Here is a 20,148-nt window from a genome sequence, read left to right as displayed (position 1 = left end):
AAGCCCCAAGCCGCGCTTTAGGTTGTTCGCCACGGTTTAATCTCACCAAACTCATCACTGCGTTAAACGAATTAAACCTTCTTGTGTGGCAGATGCCACTAAGGTGCCATCTTCACTGTAAAACTCCCCTCTGACAAACCCTCGACCGCCCGACGCATTTGGACTATCTATGCTGTAAAGCAACCACTGACTTAGATCTAAAGGACGGTGAAACCACATGGCATGATCTATCGTGGCCATACGCATGCCCGGAGTTAAAAATGACACTCCATGGGGCTGGGCTGCGGTCACTAAAAAATTAAAATCCGACGCATAGGCCAGCAGATATTCATGCACCGACAGATCATTGGGCACACTACCGTTGGCGCGGATCCATACATACCGCTTAGGATCTGATGCCGCTGGCGCTACCGGGCTGCTGGGGTTCACTAAACGCATCTCTAGCGGGGAGTCGGCCATAAACTTTTCAAGCACATGGGCTGGCACTTTATCGCGCAGTGTCATCGCCAGTTCTTGTTGGTTCATTAATCCTTCAGGTCCGGGCACATCTGGCATCTGGCTTTGGTGTTCAAAACCTTGCTCATGCGCTTGAAACGAACAGGTCATGTAAAAAATCGGCCGCCCTTTTTGAATAGCTTTCACTTTTCGCGCACTAAAGCTGCCACCGTCACGAACCACTTCGACATCGTACACTATTGGCAGTTTTTCATCGCCGGCGCGTAAGAAATAGGAGTGAAATGAATGAACTTGCCTTAAAGGGTCAACGGTTTGCGCCGCCGCGCTTAAGGCTTGGCCCATCACTTGCCCACCAAATACGTGACCGAAGCCTAAATCTTGGCTCTGGCCTCGATAAAGGCCAACCTCTATCTGCTCAAGCGACAACAGCGATAACAGATCATCTAATACTTGACTCATTACACCTTACCGACAATATCTACCTAAATTAGACGACAAGCTTACCTTAGAAGACGTTCATATGACTAGGGGCTAGCAGGAGCGGAAGGCTTTTAATTACGCGGGCAATTACTCAATCACAATATGATGTTCACCTGCACTTCTTTTAGCCCATGCAGTGACCTGAGCTTCGCCACTGGGATGAACTTGGTAAGGACGTGCTTGTTTAAGCTCATGCCAATGGGCATGTATAACATTTGGATTGCACTCAGCATCGGTAATGCGCATGTGTTGAGATTCGGTAAACTTGCCGTGACTCACACTACCTGCAGCGACCAATAAATGCTGCCCGGTGGGCGCTAAAGTCGACGTTAAAAATAACATGACTGCATTCACCGATGAGGTCGAAAATAGTGGCTTAACTAATGGTGACAAATGATGTTCAGTCATTTGGGTCAACGCGTGGGGAGTAATCGAATTAACACAGATATTGCTATCCATACCTTCAATGGCCAGGCTATTAACTAAGCCAATTAATGCCATCTTACTGGTGGAAAAACAGCTTTCATGTCGATCGCCATATAAAGCACTGGCACCACAGCTCATGAGTATACGCCCATAACCTTGGCGTTTCATTTCAGGCCACACCAACTTGGTTAGCATAAAACTGCCATTGACATCGATATCGAGTTGTTGCTGCCACTGGGCATAAGAAAGATCCTCAAACGCACAGGGACGATGAATACTGGCATTATTAATCACAATATCAATATGGCCCCAGCGAGCAAGAATTGTCTTAACCGCATCATTTAAACCCACACTATCACGCACATCTAACTTAAAGCTCAAGGTCTGCGCGCCGAGTTCAGTTAAGGTTTGCGCTGTTTTGATTAGGCCAGAGTCTTGAGTTAACACAGCGTTAGGATCGGCAATACCTGCATCAATGAGCGCGACATGCGCGCCTCGCTCAGCAAGGGCGATGGCATAAGCTCGCCCTAAGCCCGCTCCGGCTCCAGTGATTACTGCCACCTGTTCATCAAAACGCATCAGCCATTTTCCTTATGTCATTGCCTTGTTGATGCTTCCCTACATCAAACTATTGCAACTAAATAATCTTATATTAATTAATTAGATAATAGTTAATTTGGCCATTAACCGACCTTACACTAGAGTCCTATGACAGCATATATAATGGTGATATTCTTTGAGGCCACCGACAAATATGAGTCAGGATCGGCAAAGCATTGTGCGCTCGTTCAAACTTTGGCGATTTAATTTTACAAATTGGTAACAACAAGATTGCTTGCCCAACAAACAAAATGATAATGGGTGTTTTTGATAAAAATAGAACGAAGCAGTTCACATAACGCTAATGCAAGCACTGCAAGGCGTCACTGTTTTTTGCTATGCTACTCATCGACAGTCTCGAGCGAGTATCGCTCCCACCCCTATTCGGCTAAATTAAGTACTAACACGACAATGAATCCTTGGATCCTGGCGACACGCCCACGCACACTTCCTGCAGCTATTGGCCCCTTATTAGTTGGCAACATTTTAGCGATTAACCTAGCACAATTCAGCTGGTTTATCGCCGCTATCTCCATGCTATGTGGGGTTTTACTGCAAGTGGCAGTTAACTTAGCAAACGACTACTTTGACTTTAAAAGCGGTATCGACACCCATGAACGCTTAGGCCCTGTTCGGGTAACACAGAGCGGCTTGCTGGCGCCCGAAAAAGTGCGCAATGCCATGCTAGTCTGTCTGGCTCTAGCGTTAGTAGTTGGCTCAATACTCATTTATCATGGCGGCTGGCCCATCGCACTATTAGCGCTCTTGTCAATTTTAGGAGCCCTTGGTTATAGCGGTGGCCCCTATCCATTGGCGTCGCATGCATTGGGTGAAGTGGCGGCGTTTATCTTTTTTGGGTTAGTGGCTGTCGTGGGTAGCTTCTATCTACAGGCTGGCACGACCAACACCGCAGCCTGGTTGCTTGGCAGCGCTATAGGCCTATTTAATGCGGCCATCATGTTAGTGAATAACACCCGAGATATTCCAACCGATGCTAAAGCGGGTAAATTGACCTTAGCGGTCAAAATTGGTGAAGGTCAAGCGCGGGTGCTCTACCAGGCATTGGTTTATCTGCCTTTTGCGCTGATTATCGGTGGTTTTTTTCTGGGTTTATTACCGGGTTTACCAGTACTATTGGGCGGCTTATCGCTGATTTTGGCGCGTAAACTCAACAGTGAATTTAGCCAAACATCCGGGGAAGCCCTAAACCCCTTATTGGGCAAAACGGCCAAATTAACGATTATTTTTAGCGCATTATTTAGTCTAGGCTTAGCGTTTAACTGGGTATGAGCCAACCAAAGCTGATATGACACCGCTACGCTAAAGTAAACAAGTCATAACACATTATTAAGGCCAGTGGGTCACTGGCCTTAATAATATTATTGGGGAGATAAATTTAGCGATAACCCGAAACTTATCACTCTTTACACCTCGTATTCGGTACCATCTTTTGAGGTGAATTGCTTATTGCAACTTCCCGCCTGTCCGCTAACTAGACTCGTCCAGCTACGCTGAAATGGCGCCTGTTGGCTGTTAACTATGGTCATTAATGTCGCTTCAACTTGCACATCGTCAATCCCTGCTAAGTCATTACAGCCATACTCACCACGACGATTGATCGACACTTCAACGTGAAAGCCATTGTTTTTCAGTACTAATGACGTCGGCTCACATTTATGCCCTGTTAACGCGACAAACTGTTTAGGTTCTGCCAACCCACTTTGGCTACCGTCGGCAAAGAATGCCAATAACTGCTTATAATAAATCACATAACTGCATACATCCTGATGCGACCCATTACTCAACGGAAAGTGTTGATCCAGCACTTGCTTGGCATAGGCTGTCGCTTCACTGTCGCTGTGTTGCTCTAAGGCGGTGTTTGCGTTTGCATGTGTCATAGGCATTACCTGCTTGATGAAGTTGTAAATACTGTGGTCGATAAGATTAGATTGCTGTGTGTGAATATTCATAGCTTCATCCTCGTCTATAATTTGGCACGTTTATCACGTTTGGGGCATCTCAAAGCTGACTGACTAATGGGTATCGACTTTGCCGAAATACACTGCAATTACACTTTTCTCGATTGCTTGATTTGTAGTCTAGTCTTTTTTTCTTTACAATTTCACAATAGAAATTTCACAATGTGAATTTTACAAAATGAAAAACAACACAAGCTTAATGAGAAAGTCGCATTTTTTAGGAACCAAAATCCGGAACCTCAGAAAACGTAACAACCTTACCATGGAAGATTTGTCCGCCCGCTGTATCCGTGTGGATGCCGATTCGGCGCCCTCGGTCTCCTATCTGTCGATGATAGAACGAGGCAAACGTGTGCCTAGCGCCGGCATGTTAGCTGTGATAGCGGCGGTGTTTCAAAAAGAGATCGACTGGTTTCTTGACGATGCGCCCGAGCAACAAGCCATCACCCCAGTAAAAGGTTCTCGCGGCGGCATAAGTGGCATGGCGTTAGAACCAAGCTTTTTGTTTTCCAATGAAATTTTACAAATCGCCATCCCTGAGATGTTGTCACAAACCGGCATCAGCGGCCGCCAATTTGCCCACTTGTTAATTCGCGCTCATCAGGAACATCACCAAAATCATTTTCCCGATCTTGAGCGCGCCGCTGAAGAAGTGGGCTTAAAACGCATGCCGCTCAGCCTAGATGATCTGCTGGAAATTGTCGCCAAGTTGGGATTAACAGTAAAATGGTTTACCCGCGCCCCTAAACAAATCCGCCTTGAAGCGGGCGCTAGCGATCAGCACATCATCACCTCTTATTTTGAAATGCCCAATAAGCTGTGCCTCAACAAATTACTCAACAATCACACTAATCGACTCAAATACGATTTAGCCGTCCACATAGGCCATTGTGTTTTACACAACAAAGATGGTTTAAAAAGCATTATGGTCGCGGGTCGAAGCCACGGCACGAGCCTAAGTGAAGACAGCTTTAGCGCGCCGCAATCTTCCACCGTCGATGCGCAAGATATTTTGCATGCTTGGCGTGATTTTGAGTCAAGTTTTTTTGCTGGCGCCCTGCTTTGCCCCAAAGTGCCTTTTAGGCAACTGCTCGACAGACACGGTTATGAAATTGATGTGGCTAAACGTGTTGGAGTGTCGGCTTCGGTGGCGATGCGCCGCATGACGGCCGTGTCACCTTATAGCCATTGGCACTATTTTGATGCCTACTCACCAGGAAAACTCAAAGCCGTCTACCGAGGCAATGGCATTCCGCTGCCTTGGGGCAATATGCGCCAAGTTGAAGATCCCTGCCAGCACTGGGCGGTATTTAGAATGATCAATGCCACTTCGACGGGGTCTTCGGCACAGATCTCGATTTTAGATGTGGCTCAAGAGCCAAAAATTTACTGCTGTGAATCCATTAGGGTGAACGATCTGGCTGGCACGCCCCATGTGCTATGCGCCGGTATTGACCTCAACCCCGCCATCGAAGCTCAGGGCGGCGATGCACAAGCTATCGCCCATGAGCTGAAACAGGTCTGTGTCGATAACGGCGGCTCAGCTCACCTGCCCAACAGCATTAAAACAGATATTAAACGCGTGGCGAGAATACTCAATATCAATTGGATTGAGCGCGGCATAGACAACGAAGCCAGATTGATCTGCTCGCGGGGCTCAACCTGCCCACGTAAACCCAGCTGTTACGCCAGCGGCACTTGCGGCGGATAGATAATCGTATCAGCGCTATCACAACGGCAAAGGCCACAGGGGAACCCGTGGCCTTTTGCTTATCCATATCTCAACGGTTAGATGTCATAACTATTGGCTATAACTTCACTAACGTACGTGGCTTGTGGCTCCAATTAAGGTGATATTTTTCCCCTACTGGAGTATCAACTCGCTCAAAACTATGGGCACCGAAGAAGTCGCGTTGACCTTGTAATAGGTTAGCAGGCAAGGTGTCGCAGCGATAACTGTCATAATATGCCAATGCCGAGCCGACACAGGGTACAGGCACCCCGCTTAATACGGCTTGAGCCACTGCGCTGCGCCAATCGAGCTGCTTGGTTGACAATGCTGTACTAAAGCTCTCAGCCATCAACAAGTTACTTAGCTCCACACCTTGTGTCTGCGCGACTTGATAAGCCTCACTGATCGACTGTAAAAACTTGGCACGAATAATACAGCCAGCGCGCCATATCTTAGCAATTTCGGCAAAGTCCAATTGCCAACCTCTCTCGGTAGCCATCATCGCCATCAGCTGAAACCCTTGGGCATAGCAAGCAATCTTGGCGCAATATAAGGCGTTTTCTAACTGTTCGATAAACGTCGTCCGCTCACTGCCGATAAGCGCCGCCTTGCTTGGCCCCGCTAGACACTGGCTTAATTGTTGACGCTGTGTTTTTTGAGTGCTCATTGCGCGGGCATAAACGGCCTCAGCAATAGTTGGCGCCGGAGTACCTATCTGTAAACTGCTTACCGCGGTCCACAAGCCGGTGCCCTTTTGTCCCGCTTTATCGAGGATCATCTCCACTAAAGGCTTGTCTGTTAAAGGATCGACTTGAGCCAGCACCTCGGCACTTATCTCCATTAAATAACTATTGAGGCTGCCTTGGTTCCAACGCGAAAAGACCGCACTCACTTCTATGGCACTCATGCCACAGGTATCTGACAGCAACTGATAAGCTTCACAGATCAGCTGCATATCGGCATATTCGATACCGTTATGTACCATTTTGACATAATGCCCTGCGCCAGCAGGGCCGATATAGGTGGTACAGGGCTCGCCCTCTGTCACCGGGTTACCTGGCTCTTGTCGCTCTATCGGTAAGCCGGTTGTCGCATCCACTTTAGCGGCTATCGCTTGCCAAATGGGTTTAATATGCTCCCAGGCATTGATATCACCACTAGGCATAAGTGAAGGACCAAAACGAGCGCCCATTTCCCCCCCCGATACAGCGCAGCTAAAAAAGATAAATTGACCCGCATAGTGGGCTTCTCGGGCGACAGTATCTGTCCATAGGCTGTTACCCGTATCAATGACAATATCATCGGCTTCAATGCCCGCATCAATCAAGGATTGACAGACACCATCGACAGGCTCCCCAGCGGGTACCGATAACACCAAAATACGGGGACGAGTGAGATTAGATAACATTTCAGAAAGATTATGACAGCCTGTAATACGCTGAGGTTGGCCAGTTAGGCGCTCTTGTCGTTCTTGTGCCAGTAAGGCATTAACCTTGTCATTATCTAGGTCGAACGCTGCGACACGATAATGGTTGTCGGCAATATTAAGTGCGAGGTTTTTTCCCATCACACCTAGGCCTATCACGCCAATATCGAGTAGTTTTGAATGATTTTGCATTACATGTGTCCCACTAAAAACAGCTATGAATGATGCCTGTAGATGATTGTGTTTACGGAATTTCAATCACATCTCTGGCCAAAAGAGATAAACACTAACAAGCCGATTAATCATTTTTAAACAAGCAACAAGTTGATAACGATTATACAAAAATGGCTAACTAAATGACTAGGTAATATCCAATATCACTGGTCACTGAGTAAAACAGTGTATTTCAATAAACCGCAAATTTTAGTGTCATTTACTGATTAAGCTCCGCGGTCAATGTGAGGCACAGATCGCGCATTTCATCGAGCTTGGCACCTGAAATGCTCACCTTATCTAATAATTGCTGGGTTAACGTCAAGGCATCTTGTTTTAACGCCGCGCCCGCTAATGTCACATTAATCACTTTTTTACGTTCGTCACGACTGTCAATCGTTCGCGCCACCAATCCCTTACCTTCCAGACGCTTAACTATGGGGGTCAAGGTGCCTAAATCGAGGCGTGTCGATTGAGAAAGATCCGTCAAACTGGCGCCATCGTGTAACCACAATGCTTGCATTACTAGGTATTGAGGATAAGTTAAATCACACTGTTCTAACAGTGGGCGGTAGGCACGCACTAGGGCGTTAGCGGCAGTATAGAGGGCAAAACAGACATTATCTGACAATGCAGGTTTCACTGTTGAGGTCGTTGCCATCCCAGTGTTTTCAGCGGCGTTAGAGGATAGGTTATCTGATGTGCTCGTCACTATGTTGCTGCCCTTAGATTCGTTGTTCACGGTAGAAAGTAATCATAAAATAATGTGTAAAAATAAAAATACAACAATTTGATTTAAAAAGAAAATGTCAAAACCCGATAGCTTGATACCTCAAAAGAGCTGACGTTACGTTGATTTACCGTCAGCCGCCGGCATTTAGTTTGCGCGCAAAGTATTTGCATTATTCAGACTTTGAGAGTAGAGTTTACCACAATTAGTTAGCGCACAAAGCAAAATGAGGTTTTTTCATGCAAGCACAACATATTTTACTCCAATCTCGCCCAGAAGGGATGCCAACGGCAGACAACTTCGCCTTAACTCAAGTCACTCTACCTGAGTTACAGCAAGGTCAGTTTTTAGTCAAAAACCTATGGATGTCAGTTGACCCATACATGCGTGGCCGCATGATTGACAGAGAAAGTTATATCGCACCATTCGCCTTAGGCGAAGTACTTGAGGGTGGTGCCATCGGCGAAGTAATAGCATCCAAGCACGCCGACTTCCCCGTTGGCAGCAAAGTAAGCAGCATGAATGGTTGGCGCACACATTATGTGACCGACGGTAGCGACCACACTATTTTACCTACAACCCCTTTGTGTGAGTCTCACTTTCTTGGCGTATTAGGCATGCCAGGCATGACGGCATGGACAGGTTTAAACCGTATCGCCGAGCTCAAAGCGGGTGAAACCCTATTTGTATCGGCCGCTTCTGGCGCTGTGGGTAGTGTGGCTTGTCAACTGGGGTTGTTAATGGGAGCCAAAGTGATCGCCTCGGTCGGCTCTGACGAAAAAGCAGCGAGCCTCAAAGCCATGGGCGTGGAGCAGGTGATCAATTACAAAACCACCACAGACTTAAGCGCCGCACTGCGCACGGCAGCGCCCCAAGGTATCGATGTGTATTTTGAAAATGTCGGTGGTGATCACTTAGTTGCCGCACTGGATAATATGAACGAGTTTGGCCGTATCGCCGTGTGTGGCATGATCGCCGATTACAATGATACTACGCCGTCGCCTGGCCCAAGTAACATTGGTAATATCATTGTAAAAAAACTAAAAATTCAAGGTTTTATTGTAATGGATCACTGGGAACATTATCCAGAGTTTACCCAGCAGATGAGCCAGTGGTTGGCTAATGGCCAAGTGAAAGCCGAGCAAACTATCTATGAAGGTATCGAACAAGCCCCTGCGGCATTTATCGGTCTGTTTGAAGGTAAAAACCGCGGTAAGATGGTGGTTAAACTCGCTTAAACGCCTTAATAAAAAGTCATAAACTAAACAGCCGACTCGTTAAGAGTCGGCTTTTTTGAGTTTTGGTTATCAGACAACAAAGCCTAAAAAAACATGGCCTTAAACAGGCGTTAACCTACCAGCTGTCAGGATTTATTTTACCTTTAATAATCCGATAAAGACGCATAACCCGCCGCCCACCATACCGGCCCACGCTTCTAGTGGGGTATCGCCGCTGAACGCTCGGCTGATCTGCGAGCTTGCCGAATCATAAATGTTATAACCCCACACTGCCAACGCGACGCCAACAAGAATAAGCGCTATACCAATGACTTTATTGACCATCATGAGTCTGTATCCTTTATTTTCAACCATTCGATAATTGGCAACAACACATAAGAACTGACTCGCGTGTAAAGACAGTTAACTCAACGCAATGTGTTGACCCCAACGGACAAGCAGTAGACTGCCGCCAACAAATACCATGTTAAAACAAGCCCTAACCACCCAGTGGTAACTAGCGAATGACAATTTAAACCGCTTAGACACTATCACCATAATCCCCATCAATGTAAACCATGGGGTAAAAAAGAAAATCAACTGCCACGTGACCAACATAACGGCTATATCGTGCAGTCCCCCACTAACGCTAAATGTCACAACCGTAGCCAACCCTTTAGGAAAAACTTGGCTTAAGGGCTTCATCACGTGTCGGGATAAGTAATAACCCCATATCGGATTCCAATAATGCCAAAAGAGATGAAAGCCACCAGCCCCTAATGAACGTTGCAACATATTGCGCATCGAACCTGACGCGCCAAGTGGTAACCCGTTGCGCTTTTTGACATACGCAGATAAAGATATCAATTTATGCATACAGATAACACTCTCTCCCACCGCCCTTATCTCATTGTGCTAACGCGCAGGAACCACGCCACAGTATTAAGCACAAAATCACTTGCTCTCATTTCTACCAAGCAGTTGACATAATGGAGTAACTTAATAGACTCATTACCACTTAGGCTGCAATCACCTCATCGTTACCATTTTACGGTTGCCAGTCAACAATGGGCATTGCACTATAAGCGGCGACGTTATCCAAACCCGATATCCCTAACACTGTCACGGCTCGCTCTGCCACTCACTGAGAAGTAGATATGCGGATACTTGTAGTAGAAGACAATCCCGATATTTTAGTCAATATAGTGGATTACTTGACACTGAAACACTGTGTGGTTGATGCATTTTATAATGGCACCGCCGCGCTTAATCAGATAAGAGAGCAAGAATACGATCTACTGGTACTGGATTTATCCTTGCCAGGGCTAGATGGCTTAACCTTATGTCAGCAATTACGCGCAGAACAAAACATGTTACCCATAGTGATGCTCACCGCCCGTGACACACTCGACGACAAACTGCACGGTTTTGATGCCGGAGCCGATGATTATTTGGTTAAACCCTTTGCCTTACCCGAATTATGGTCGCGTATTCAGGCAGTGTTAAAACGCAGCCAAAAACAACAGGTGCGTCAGCTTCAAGTCGACGAATTGACACTGGATCTCGACCGGCTTCAGGCCAGTCGAAATGGTCACATCTTCAAGCTAAACCCTAAATGCTTAAAACTACTAGAAATATTAATGCGTCACTCGCCACATGTCGTCAGTCGCGATACCTTAACTGATCAGCTATGGGCCGATGACCCACCTGACTCAGATACCCTAAAATCGCATATTTATTTACTGCGTAATCAAATTGATAAATCTTTTGCTTACCCATTACTGCATACCGTACATGGTCAAGGTTATTGCTTAGCCGCCAAGGAGCATACCGATGCGGCTAACCATTAAATCTCGGTTGCAACTGGCACTTAATTTGGTAATAGTATCGATGAGTACGTTAGCAGCAGCCGGTATGCTATTGCTGGTATCCTGGTTTGAAGACACACTATTTTATAACCATTTACAGAGCGACCTCACCGATCTCATTAGTCATCATCAGGGCATTACGGAGCCACTGGTGTTACCTATGACCGATACGGTTTACTACAAACTCCCCAAAAACGATCAAAGCCTATTACCCGAAGCCTTTCGTGATTATCCCCAAGGCGCACATGAAATACTGCTCCCCAATAAGGCCTATAACTTATTCGTACACAATGAGTCAGGCTGGAAACACGTGTTAGTACAAGATCAAAGTGAATTTGAACGTTATGAGCTGCTGGTGTTTATTGGAGTCAGCTTAGGCGTCTTACTGATATGGATGCTCGGCTTTGGTTTATCTCGACATTTAAGCCGACAGATCTTACAGCCAATATCGCAACTGGCAAGTGAAGTGGCCAGTCTGCCGCAACAAACGGGCAATCGACTCGAACGACATTACCCCAATGATGAAACCGGCCAACTGGCACGCAGTTTTGATCATTATGTATTGCAAGTGAACGAGCTCTTACTGCGAGAGCAGCAATTTGCCGCCAACGCCAGCCATGAATTACGCACGCCTATGATGGTGATCCGAGGCGCACTAGATATGCTGGCTGAAAGTGAAGTCCCCCCCGCCATAGCCCGCCAATTACAACGTGTAGACGGGGCGCTTGGGCAAATGCAACAGCAGACTGAGCTCTTTTTACAGTTATCGCGTACGCCAGATTCACTGTCGGGTAATAACGAGCTCAGCCCATTAGCCGAACTCGCAGCCGCCCAATTAGCTCATTGGCAGCCATTGGCCGATAATCAAGGCTTGCAGTTAACTTTAGAGGTGATCGAACAAGCCCCGCCTCAACCCGCAAACATGATGGTTGCCGTGTTAAATAACCTATTGCGTAATGCCATACAACACACAGCTAGCGGCGGCATTACTGTCACCATCACAGCACATTACCTACGTGTATCTGATACTGGCAGCGGCATGAGCGACGAGCTACAAATCAAGGCGCGAGAACGCGGCGTTAATGTGGCCAACCCCGCAGGCTATGGCTTGGGGTTGGCAATAATAGAGCGGATTTGTGAACATCAAGGCTGGCGACTCATCTTATCATCTCCACAGCACAGCGGCACCCAAGCCACCATCTACTTTGCCGCTAACGAGATTGACGATAAGGCTTTATCCTGACGACAAACATTAAAAATATCCAGCTGGGGTCGATAAACCTGGGTCGATACATCCAGTAAACCCAACATGGAGTCAAACAGATTGTCATGAGAATATCCCTCTTGCTGAGCCAGCCTAGTTAAACAGTTTTCATCTAGCTGTTTATCGGCGGTAAAGGTGTCTGAAAACCAGGTCAACATAGGGACATGGGTTTGTTCTGTCGTCGCCAGCGCATAGGGCATGCCATGCAAGTACATGCCCGACTCCCCGAGCGACTCACCATGATCAGACACATACAGTAAGCCAGTATCCAAATCTTCATGTTGACGTAATTGCTCAATTACCTGAGCAATAATGTAATCAGAATAATACAAGGTATTGTCATAGGTATTATTTAATTGCCGTGCGTCGCAGTTTTGAATGTCACTACGCTGACAATCGGGTTGAAAATGCGCAAATGCTTGAGGATAACGTTTGTAGTAAGTGGGACCATGGCTGCCCACCATATGCAGCACTATCACGCTCTGCTGGGCATCGAGCTTGTTGAGCTGCTCCTGCAACCCTTCTAATAACACCTGATCCTGACAATAGTCGCCATCACACACGGGATTATTTGCATCAGGTTTAAACTCTACCGTCTGAATACGAGCGCAAACCCCTTTACAACCGCCGTCATTTTCCAACCACACAGTATTGATCCCCGCCCTGTGGATGATATCCATTAAGTTATCTTGGTTGTCGGCGTCGCTACCTGAAAATTCCTGCCGAGATTGCCGCGAGAACATACAAGGCACCGAAATGGCCGTCGCCGTACCACAGGAAGAGACATCCTGAAAATAGGTGATACCTAAGGGCTTAGTAAATGCATTGGTGTCTCGCTCATAACCACCATGTTGAAAATTAGCCGCACGCGCCGTCTCACCGACCATCAACACCATGACCTGTTTACGACCCGACGAAGACTTAGCGGTTAATGTGGCATCTTCACCTAGCATTTGATACGGCTTAGGAAGGGTAAAATAGGTTGATTTAAGATAACCATAAAGGCTATGGCTAAAATGAGTGGGAATGATCATCTTATTAAGGTAATGGTTATTGCGGCCCACAGAGGCATAGTCTTTATAGTAAAGAGCTGCAATCGCCAAAATCACCAACAAAGAGATCGCAATAGAGACCAACTTCATCGCCAACTCACGCCAAATGGTGCTGCGCCGAATCGGCAATTTCACAATTAGCACCGCAGGTAACAACCCGGTAAACACAAACCATAATAACGCGCTGAGCGTGAAATAAGATTTAGCTTCACCTGAGTGAGTTTGCATCACATTGACCAGCATGTCGCGATCGACAATGGTGCCGTAGTTATACATGGCATAACTCAGTAGCGACGAGATGATGATCAGAGGGACCAACAACCATTTTTCACACCGAAACACGGTCAACAGGCTAAAAATCCCATTAAAGGCAGCAATAAAAAACAGCGGAATGCTTAACACAAACCCTAGGTTAACGTCACTCAACCCTTCTAGTATGCCAAAGAGCTTGACCAACAAGGCCACATTGAGCACCAAAAAAAAATAACACGACACTAATAAGATAAGCCGCGCAGGCGTCAGCGCAATAGCTCCGCCATTAGGGCTGTCTACTGCACCCGCCGGTTTTTCGTTCGCATTTGAGAACTTGTTAACACTCGCAAGCAGAGGTTTAGTCAATAAGGCCATAGCTGGCTTCCATACTGAGAGACAATAATCAGCATGTTATGCTCACGAAAGTAAAAAAAAGGTCAAATGACGAAGTTAATTTAGCCGTTAACAAGACTTTATTAGCGGCAATGCACTGACAGTTGCCCCCCGAGCGAGTGTTCTTTTTCACGGCGAAGACAGGCTGAATAAAGTACAGTGATTGGCTACTGCGATAACATGCTGTGGTGGCAACGGTAACTAGCCCAAGTGATTAATCACTGTCACTGTGACTCTATTGTGAGCAGTAATTGAGAGTGGTATGCCGAGATAAAGGGCAGCGGCAGCTTCAATTAGGTGTAAGCCCTAACGATTTTCATCACACTTGGCTTTTGTAAATAAATGCAATGTAGGCAAACTCACATCGCCTAAGGCATTGCGGTTGAGATGACATATAAGTCGTGAGCAGCTTAGTAATGAGTAATGCTGAAATAATAGCAGTATGACTTAACATGAAAAGGGCCAAAAGGCCCTTTTCATACAAGCTTAATCACCCGCCTTACACATGGGCATCGGCATAGCCCATGCGGGTTAATACATTACGCACTAGCTCTAATGTATAAGGATCTTCAATGGTCGCTGGCATATTAAAGGTTTGATTATCGGCAATTTTACGCATAGTACCGCGTAAAATTTTCCCCGAGCGTGTCTTAGGTAATTTAGGCACGGCACTGACTAACCTAAACGCGGCCACAGGGCCAATCTGCTCGCGCACAAGGGCTGTCAGTTCTTTATGCAGCTGCTCATCACTTAAGGTGCAACCTTTTTTAAGCACCACCAACCCCAGCGGCACCTGCCCTTTGAGCTTATCATCAACACCTATCACCGCCGCTTCTGCCACGGCTTCATGTTGACATAGCACCTCCTCAAAACGCCCGGTCGATAAACGGTGGCCGGCGACATTAATGATGTCGTCGATACGACTCATAATATACAAGTATCCCTCTTCATCCATGTAGCCCGCATCACCAGTGAGATAGAAACCTGGGTACATAGACAAGTAACTTTCTTTATATCGCGCCTCATTTTGCCATAGTGTCGCCAAGGTGCCGGGGGGCAGTGGCAGCTTTATCACCACATTGCCCGTTTGATTAGCCGCAACGCGCTCGCCCATCTCATCAACCACTTGCACATCATATCCTGGCACCGCTAACGCAGGTGAACCCGCCTTAACCGGCACTGGCGCTGTGCCCATCATGTTGGCGGCTACTGGCCAACCCGTTTCAGTTTGCCACCAATGATCGATAATAGGTTTGTTTAGCTTCTGCTCTGCCCAATGTAAAGTGTCGGGGTCGCAGCGCTCACCCGCTAAAAACACGGTTTGTAAACAACTTAAATCAACATCTTTTATGAAGTCGCCATCAGGATCATCGCGCTTAATGGCTCGAATAGCGGTCGGCGCAGTAAAGAAACTCTTCACCTGATATTGAGCAATGGTACGCCAGAAAATACCGGGATCGGGCGTCCCCACAGGCTTACCTTCAAATAGTAGCGTTGTCGCCCCCACCAGCAACGGACCATAAACGATGAAGGAGTGCCCTACCACCCAGCCCACATCCGATGCGGCCCAAAACACATCACCGCCATTAATGTCGTAGATATTTTTCATCGACCAAGCGAGTGCCACGGCATGACCACCATTATCACGCACCACTCCTTTGGGTTGACCTGTGGTACCAGAGGTATAAAGCACATATAAGGGATCGGTCGCTGCCACTGGCTGACAACCGACATAAGGCGCATCGACCATAGCGGCTTGCCAATCCACATCACGGCCGTCAACTAGATCCGCATGTAACTGATGCCGATTGAGGATAAGGCATTGCTCCACGTGATGAGTCGCTTGGCCTAGGGCATCATCGAGTAAGGGTTTATATGCCACCACGCCCGAAGGTTCGATACCACAAGATGCCGATAGGATCATCTTCGGCTTAGCATCATTAATACGCGTCGCCAGCTCATTGGCCGCAAAACCACCAAATACCACCGAGTGAATGGCGCCTAATCGCGCACAAGCCAACATGGCATAAGCCGTTTCGGGGATCATCGGCATATAGATGATCACTCTATCGCCTTTACTCACCCCTTGGCTTGCCATGTACCCCGCCAGACGGCTCACCTGAGCTTGCAGTTCAGCGTAAGTAATCCCATATGCGGTATCGGTTATCGGACTGACATATTGAATCGCCACTTGCTCGCCACGTCCCGCTTCCACATGGCGATCGACGGCGTTGTAACAGGTATTGATCTCACCGCCGCTAAACCAGCGATACATTGGTGCTTGACTAGCATCGAGCACCTTGTCGAAGGGTTTATCCCAGTCAAGTGCGGCAGCGGCATCCGCCCAAAATACGTCTGGCTGCTCTATAGATTGTTGGTGTAATTGGTTATGTAACGCCTTCATTTGCCTCTCCCCGATGACATGGGCTATCACCGATATCGGTTGCCGCTCACTCTGTTTTGCCCCGTGATTCCACGAGGACCAGTTAATAGCATTATGAGACACGGCGCACCTTTGCCCATTAGACCTTTGCATAATGGCCACCAAGCCAACAGGATAAAATATTGTTAATAAAGACTTTTTCATTAGGTACATAAGTGATGGCGACAATTTGCCGCCTAAAATCTTTACCTTTACGTAAACTTCATATATCGTTCTAACAAATGTTAATTGTTATGGTATTTTTTGATGAGCGACAAACACACCAGTCAGACGACTTATTCCATTAGCGAGCTGTCAAAAGAGTTCGATATTACCACCCGTAGTATCCGCTTTTATGAAGATCAGGGCCTGCTAAAACCTAAGCGCCGCGGCCAAACGCGTATCTATGGTCTCAAAGATCGAGTGCGCCTAAAGTTGATATTGCGCGGCAAGCGCCTCGGTTTTTCTCTGGCCGAAACCCGCCGTTTATTCGAGCTTTATGACGCCGACAAAAACAGCAGCACCCAGCTGCACACCATGCTCGATCTCGTAGAAGAGAAAAAGTCAGCACTGCAACAGCAGATGGACGACATCAAGGTGGTATTGATGGAGCTTAACTCTGCCGAGCAGCAATGCCGCGCAGCACTGGAGCAGCAACAATAACCTCGGACAGCTAAACCATAGATAATTAACTCAAACCATTAATTTTTAATACTAAAATAATTATAAAAATCAGACCTGTAGGATATAACAATGACTCAACTCTACTCCTCTCTCAATTTTGGTCTCGGTGAAGATGTCGATATGCTGCGTGATGCAGTACACAGTTTCGCCGCCAATGAAATCGCCCCTATCGCCGCTAAGGTCGATGCGGAAAATGCCTTCCCTAATGAGCTCTGGCCCGTACTCGGTGACATGGGGTTGTTAGGCGTCACTGTGCCTGAAGAGTACGGTGGCGCCAACATGGGCTACCTTGCTCATGTGGTAGCGATGGAAGAAATTTCGCGTGCATCGGCGTCTATTGGCCTGAGCTACGGCGCGCATTCTAACTTGTGCGTTAACCAAATTAATCGCAACGGTAACGCCGAGCAAAAGGCTAAATATCTGCCTAAACTGGTGAGCGGCGAGCATATTGGCGCCTTAGCCATGAGTGAGCCCAATGCGGGCTCCGATGTGGTGTCAATGAAACTGCATGCACGCAAAGAGGGTGACCGTTATATCCTCAATGGCAACAAAATGTGGATCACTAATGGACCCGACGCCCACACTTACGTGATTTACGCTAAAACAGACCTAGATAAAGGCCCCCACGGGATCACCGCATTTATCGTCGAGCGTGGCTTTAAAGGCTTTAGTCAGGCACAGAAGCTCGACAAACTCGGCATGCGCGGCTCAAACACCTGTGAATTGGTATTTGAAGATTGTGAAGTCCCAGAAGAGAACATCTTAGGCGGCCTCAACAACGGCGTAAAAGTGCTGATGAGCGGCCTAGATTACGAACGCGTTGTCCTGTCTGGCGGCCCACTAGGGATCATGACGGCCTGTATGGATATTGTGGTGCCCTACATCCACGAGCGTGAGCAGTTTGGTCAATCTATCGGTCAGTTCCAGTTGGTTCAGGGCAAATTAGCCGACATGTATACGGGCATGAACGCGGCAAAATCTTATATCTATAACGTTGCTAAATCTTGCGACCGTGGTGAAACCACCCGCAAAGATGCCGCAGGCGCGATCCTCTACTCGGCGGAGCTCGCCACCAAAATGGCGCTCGATGCCATTCAACTACTCGGCGGCAACGGTTACGTCAACGAATATGCCACAGGTCGCTTACTGCGTGATGCCAAGCTATATGAGATTGGCGCGGGCACCTCGGAAATTCGCCGCATGCTGATTGGCCGAGAACTGTTTAACGAATCTAAATAGTCAATCGCTTATCGATGGCCGAGCCACTTCTCGGCCTTTGATGAGGGCCAACGCCTCATCAGACACCATCACAGTTTACAAAAGGAACATTGACGTGACGCAACTGAGTAGTCGAATCAATCCCCGCAGCGATGAGTTCAAAACCAAACAGCAACAGATGGCGAGTGTCGTCGCCGATCTCAAACTCAAACTCGCCGAAATTGAACAAGGTGGCGGCACTGTCGCTATGGAACGTCATCTTGCTCGTGGCAAGTTATCGCCTCGCCAACGCGTCGAGAAACTACTCGACTCTGGCTCGCCGTTTTTAGAGATATCCCAATTTGCCGCCTATGAGGTATATGACGAAGTAGTGCCCGCAGCAGGCATCATCGCCGGCATTGGCAGAGTCAGCGGCGTCGAGTGTATGGTGATAGCCAACGATGCCACGGTTAAAGGCGGCACTTACTATCCGCTGACCGTTAAAAAGCACTTACGCGCGCAAGATATTGCTAAGCGTTGCCACCTCCCCTGCATCTATTTGGTCGATTCGGGCGGCGCTAACCTACCGCGCCAAGATGAAGTATTCCCCGATCGCGACCATTTTGGGCGGATCTTCTATAACCAAGCACAGATGTCAGCGTTAGGCATTCCTCAAATTGCGGTGGTCATGGGCTTGTGCACCGCAGGAGGTGCGTACGTGCCAGCCATGGCCGATGAGTCCATTATCGTTAAAGAGCAAGGCACCATCTTCTTGGCTGGCCCGCCATTAGTTAAGGCGGCAACGGGTGAGGAGGTCTCGGCCGAAGAGCTTGGCGGCGCCGAAGTGCACACCAAAATTTCTGGCGTTGCCGATCATTTGGCGCAAAACGATGAGCACGCCCTCGAGCTTGCCCGTAAAGCCGTCACGCGTCTCAATCACAATAAACAGATTGAGAGCTTGTTAAGCCCTGCCAAACCACCCAAGTTTGATATTAATGAACTTTACGGCATTGTCGGTACCGATCTTAAGAAGCCCTTCGATGTCAAAGAGGTGATTGCCCGTATCGTCGACGACTCTGATTTCGATGAATTCAAAGCCAATTATGGCGCGACGCTGGTGTGCGGCTTTGCCCGCATTCATGGCTACCCCGTGGGTATTGTGGCTAACAACGGCATCTTGTTTTCCGAGTCGGCGCAAAAAGGCGCTCATTTTATTGAGCTCTGTTGCCAGCGCAAAATACCGCTGCTGTTCTTGCAAAATATCACCGGCTTTATGGTGGGTAAAAAGTACGAGCATGAAGGCATAGCCAAACACGGGGCTAAGATGGTCACCGCGGTCTCTTGTGCCAACGTGCCTAAATTTACCGTAATTATTGGCGGCAGCTACGGCGCGGGTAACTACGGCATGTGCGGTCGAGCCTTTGAACCTACTATGATGTGGATGTGGCCAAATGCGCGCATCTCTGTAATGGGCGGTGAACAAGCCGCAGGCGTATTGGCTACCGTTCGTCGCGATGGACTCACCCGTAAAGGCCTCGAGTGGTCCAATGAAGATGAAGCGGCATTTCGCGCGCCAATCGTCGAGCAATATGACAAAGAGGGTCACCCTTACCATGCCAGCGCTCGCCTTTGGGATGATGGCATTATCGATCCTGCGCAAACACGCGATGTTGTCGGCTTAGCCTTGTCAGCCGCCTTAAATGCCCCAGTTCAAGAAACCAAGTTTGGTGTGTTCCGCATGTAAGCGGCCATTAACT

Annotated in this window: 17 protein-coding genes; 8 read left to right on the top strand and 9 right to left on the bottom strand. The window is 47.8% G+C overall.

The features are described 5' to 3' along the window. Window positions 1-54: 54 nt before the first annotated feature. Both tesB and DVO77_RS16275 read right to left on the bottom strand, forming a co-directional pair. Window positions 55-915, bottom strand: coding sequence for an acyl-CoA thioesterase II (tesB, locus tag DVO77_RS16280; RefSeq protein ID WP_110456219.1), 861 nt, complete (start codon window positions 913-915; stop codon window positions 55-57). 108 nt (window positions 916-1,023) lie between these two features. Next, the gene (locus DVO77_RS16275) at window positions 1,024-1,941 is read right to left on the bottom strand and encodes an SDR family NAD(P)-dependent oxidoreductase (protein WP_110456220.1); all 918 of its coding nucleotides are present in this window, start codon (window positions 1,939-1,941) and stop codon (window positions 1,024-1,026) included. Window positions 1,942-2,373: 432 nt separating this feature from the next. Between DVO77_RS16275 and DVO77_RS16270 the strand changes: the two genes are divergently transcribed. Further along, a complete protein-coding gene (locus DVO77_RS16270) occupies window positions 2,374-3,252 on the top strand; it encodes a 1,4-dihydroxy-2-naphthoate polyprenyltransferase (protein ID WP_119979041.1) in 879 nt (292 codons plus the stop codon). Window positions 3,253-3,386: 134 nt separating this feature from the next. Here DVO77_RS16270 and DVO77_RS16265 read toward each other — a convergent pair whose 3' ends face one another. Beyond that, entirely contained in the window at window positions 3,387-3,932 is a 546-nt protein-coding gene (locus DVO77_RS16265) for an aldolase/citrate lyase/malate synthase family protein (protein ID WP_119979040.1), read from the bottom strand. A 187-nt stretch (window positions 3,933-4,119) separates the two neighbouring features. On the opposite strand from DVO77_RS16265, the gene DVO77_RS16260 reads away from it, so the two are divergent. Then, entirely contained in the window at window positions 4,120-5,652 is a 1,533-nt protein-coding gene (locus tag DVO77_RS16260) for a DUF3612 domain-containing protein (protein WP_119979039.1), read from the top strand. Window positions 5,653-5,749: 97 nt separating this feature from the next. Here DVO77_RS16260 and gndA read toward each other — a convergent pair whose 3' ends face one another. Beyond that, a complete protein-coding gene (gene gndA / locus DVO77_RS16255) occupies window positions 5,750-7,291 on the bottom strand; it encodes an NADP-dependent phosphogluconate dehydrogenase (RefSeq protein WP_119979038.1) in 1,542 nt (513 codons plus the stop codon). A 241-nt stretch (window positions 7,292-7,532) separates the two neighbouring features. After that, window positions 7,533-7,973: a MarR family winged helix-turn-helix transcriptional regulator gene (locus tag DVO77_RS16250; RefSeq protein WP_204165099.1), complete on the bottom strand. Its 441-nt coding sequence runs from the start codon at window positions 7,971-7,973 to the stop codon at window positions 7,533-7,535. Between the two features lie 308 nt (window positions 7,974-8,281). Here DVO77_RS16250 and DVO77_RS16245 point away from each other — a divergent pair, with 308 nt between their 5' ends. After that, complete coding sequence (locus tag DVO77_RS16245; protein WP_119979037.1) at window positions 8,282-9,280, top strand: NADP-dependent oxidoreductase; 999 nt, start codon at window positions 8,282-8,284, stop codon at window positions 9,278-9,280. Window positions 9,281-9,412: 132 nt separating this feature from the next. Here DVO77_RS16245 and DVO77_RS16240 read toward each other — a convergent pair whose 3' ends face one another. Further along, the gene (locus tag DVO77_RS16240) at window positions 9,413-9,604 is read right to left on the bottom strand and encodes a DUF3185 family protein (RefSeq protein ID WP_110456778.1); all 192 of its coding nucleotides are present in this window, start codon (window positions 9,602-9,604) and stop codon (window positions 9,413-9,415) included. 78 nt (window positions 9,605-9,682) lie between these two features. After that, on the bottom strand, window positions 9,683-10,135 hold the full coding sequence (locus DVO77_RS16235; RefSeq protein ID WP_119979036.1) for an acyltransferase: 453 nt from the start codon (window positions 10,133-10,135) through the stop codon (window positions 9,683-9,685). Window positions 10,136-10,416: 281 nt separating this feature from the next. Between DVO77_RS16235 and DVO77_RS16230 the strand changes: the two genes are divergently transcribed. Both DVO77_RS16230 and DVO77_RS16225 read left to right on the top strand, forming a co-directional pair. After that, window positions 10,417-11,109, top strand: coding sequence for a response regulator transcription factor (locus DVO77_RS16230; RefSeq protein WP_110456227.1), 693 nt, complete (start codon window positions 10,417-10,419; stop codon window positions 11,107-11,109). After that, window positions 11,093-12,370, top strand: a complete 1,278-nt coding sequence (locus DVO77_RS16225; protein ID WP_119979035.1) for a sensor histidine kinase — start codon at window positions 11,093-11,095, stop codon at window positions 12,368-12,370. The genes DVO77_RS16230 and DVO77_RS16225 overlap by 17 nt, the downstream gene beginning before the upstream one ends. Here DVO77_RS16225 and DVO77_RS16220 read toward each other — a convergent pair. Continuing rightward, window positions 12,328-14,070, bottom strand: coding sequence for a phosphoethanolamine transferase (locus DVO77_RS16220; RefSeq protein WP_119979034.1), 1,743 nt, complete (start codon window positions 14,068-14,070; stop codon window positions 12,328-12,330). The genes DVO77_RS16225 and DVO77_RS16220 overlap by 43 nt on opposite strands. Before the next feature lie 517 nt (window positions 14,071-14,587). Then, the gene (locus DVO77_RS16215) at window positions 14,588-16,492 is read right to left on the bottom strand and encodes a propionyl-CoA synthetase (protein WP_119979033.1); all 1,905 of its coding nucleotides are present in this window, start codon (window positions 16,490-16,492) and stop codon (window positions 14,588-14,590) included. A 285-nt stretch (window positions 16,493-16,777) separates the two neighbouring features. On the opposite strand from DVO77_RS16215, the gene DVO77_RS16210 reads away from it, so the two are divergent. The 3 genes from DVO77_RS16210 to DVO77_RS16200 all read left to right on the top strand — a co-directional run bounded on the left by DVO77_RS16210 (window position 16,778) and on the right by DVO77_RS16200 (window position 20,135). Further along, window positions 16,778-17,173, top strand: coding sequence for a MerR family transcriptional regulator (locus tag DVO77_RS16210; RefSeq protein WP_110456232.1), 396 nt, complete (start codon window positions 16,778-16,780; stop codon window positions 17,171-17,173). A 90-nt stretch (window positions 17,174-17,263) separates the two neighbouring features. Continuing rightward, entirely contained in the window at window positions 17,264-18,433 is a 1,170-nt protein-coding gene (locus DVO77_RS16205) for an isovaleryl-CoA dehydrogenase (protein ID WP_119979032.1), read from the top strand. 94 nt (window positions 18,434-18,527) lie between these two features. Continuing rightward, window positions 18,528-20,135, top strand: coding sequence for a carboxyl transferase domain-containing protein (locus DVO77_RS16200; RefSeq protein WP_119979031.1), 1,608 nt, complete (start codon window positions 18,528-18,530; stop codon window positions 20,133-20,135). Window positions 20,136-20,148: the final 13 nt, after the last annotated feature.

It is taken from the genome of Shewanella algidipiscicola, from assembly GCF_003605125.1.
Taxonomy (GTDB): Bacteria; Pseudomonadota; Gammaproteobacteria; order Enterobacterales; family Shewanellaceae; genus Shewanella; species Shewanella algidipiscicola.
This window is presented reverse-complemented; position numbering and strand designations above follow the sequence as displayed.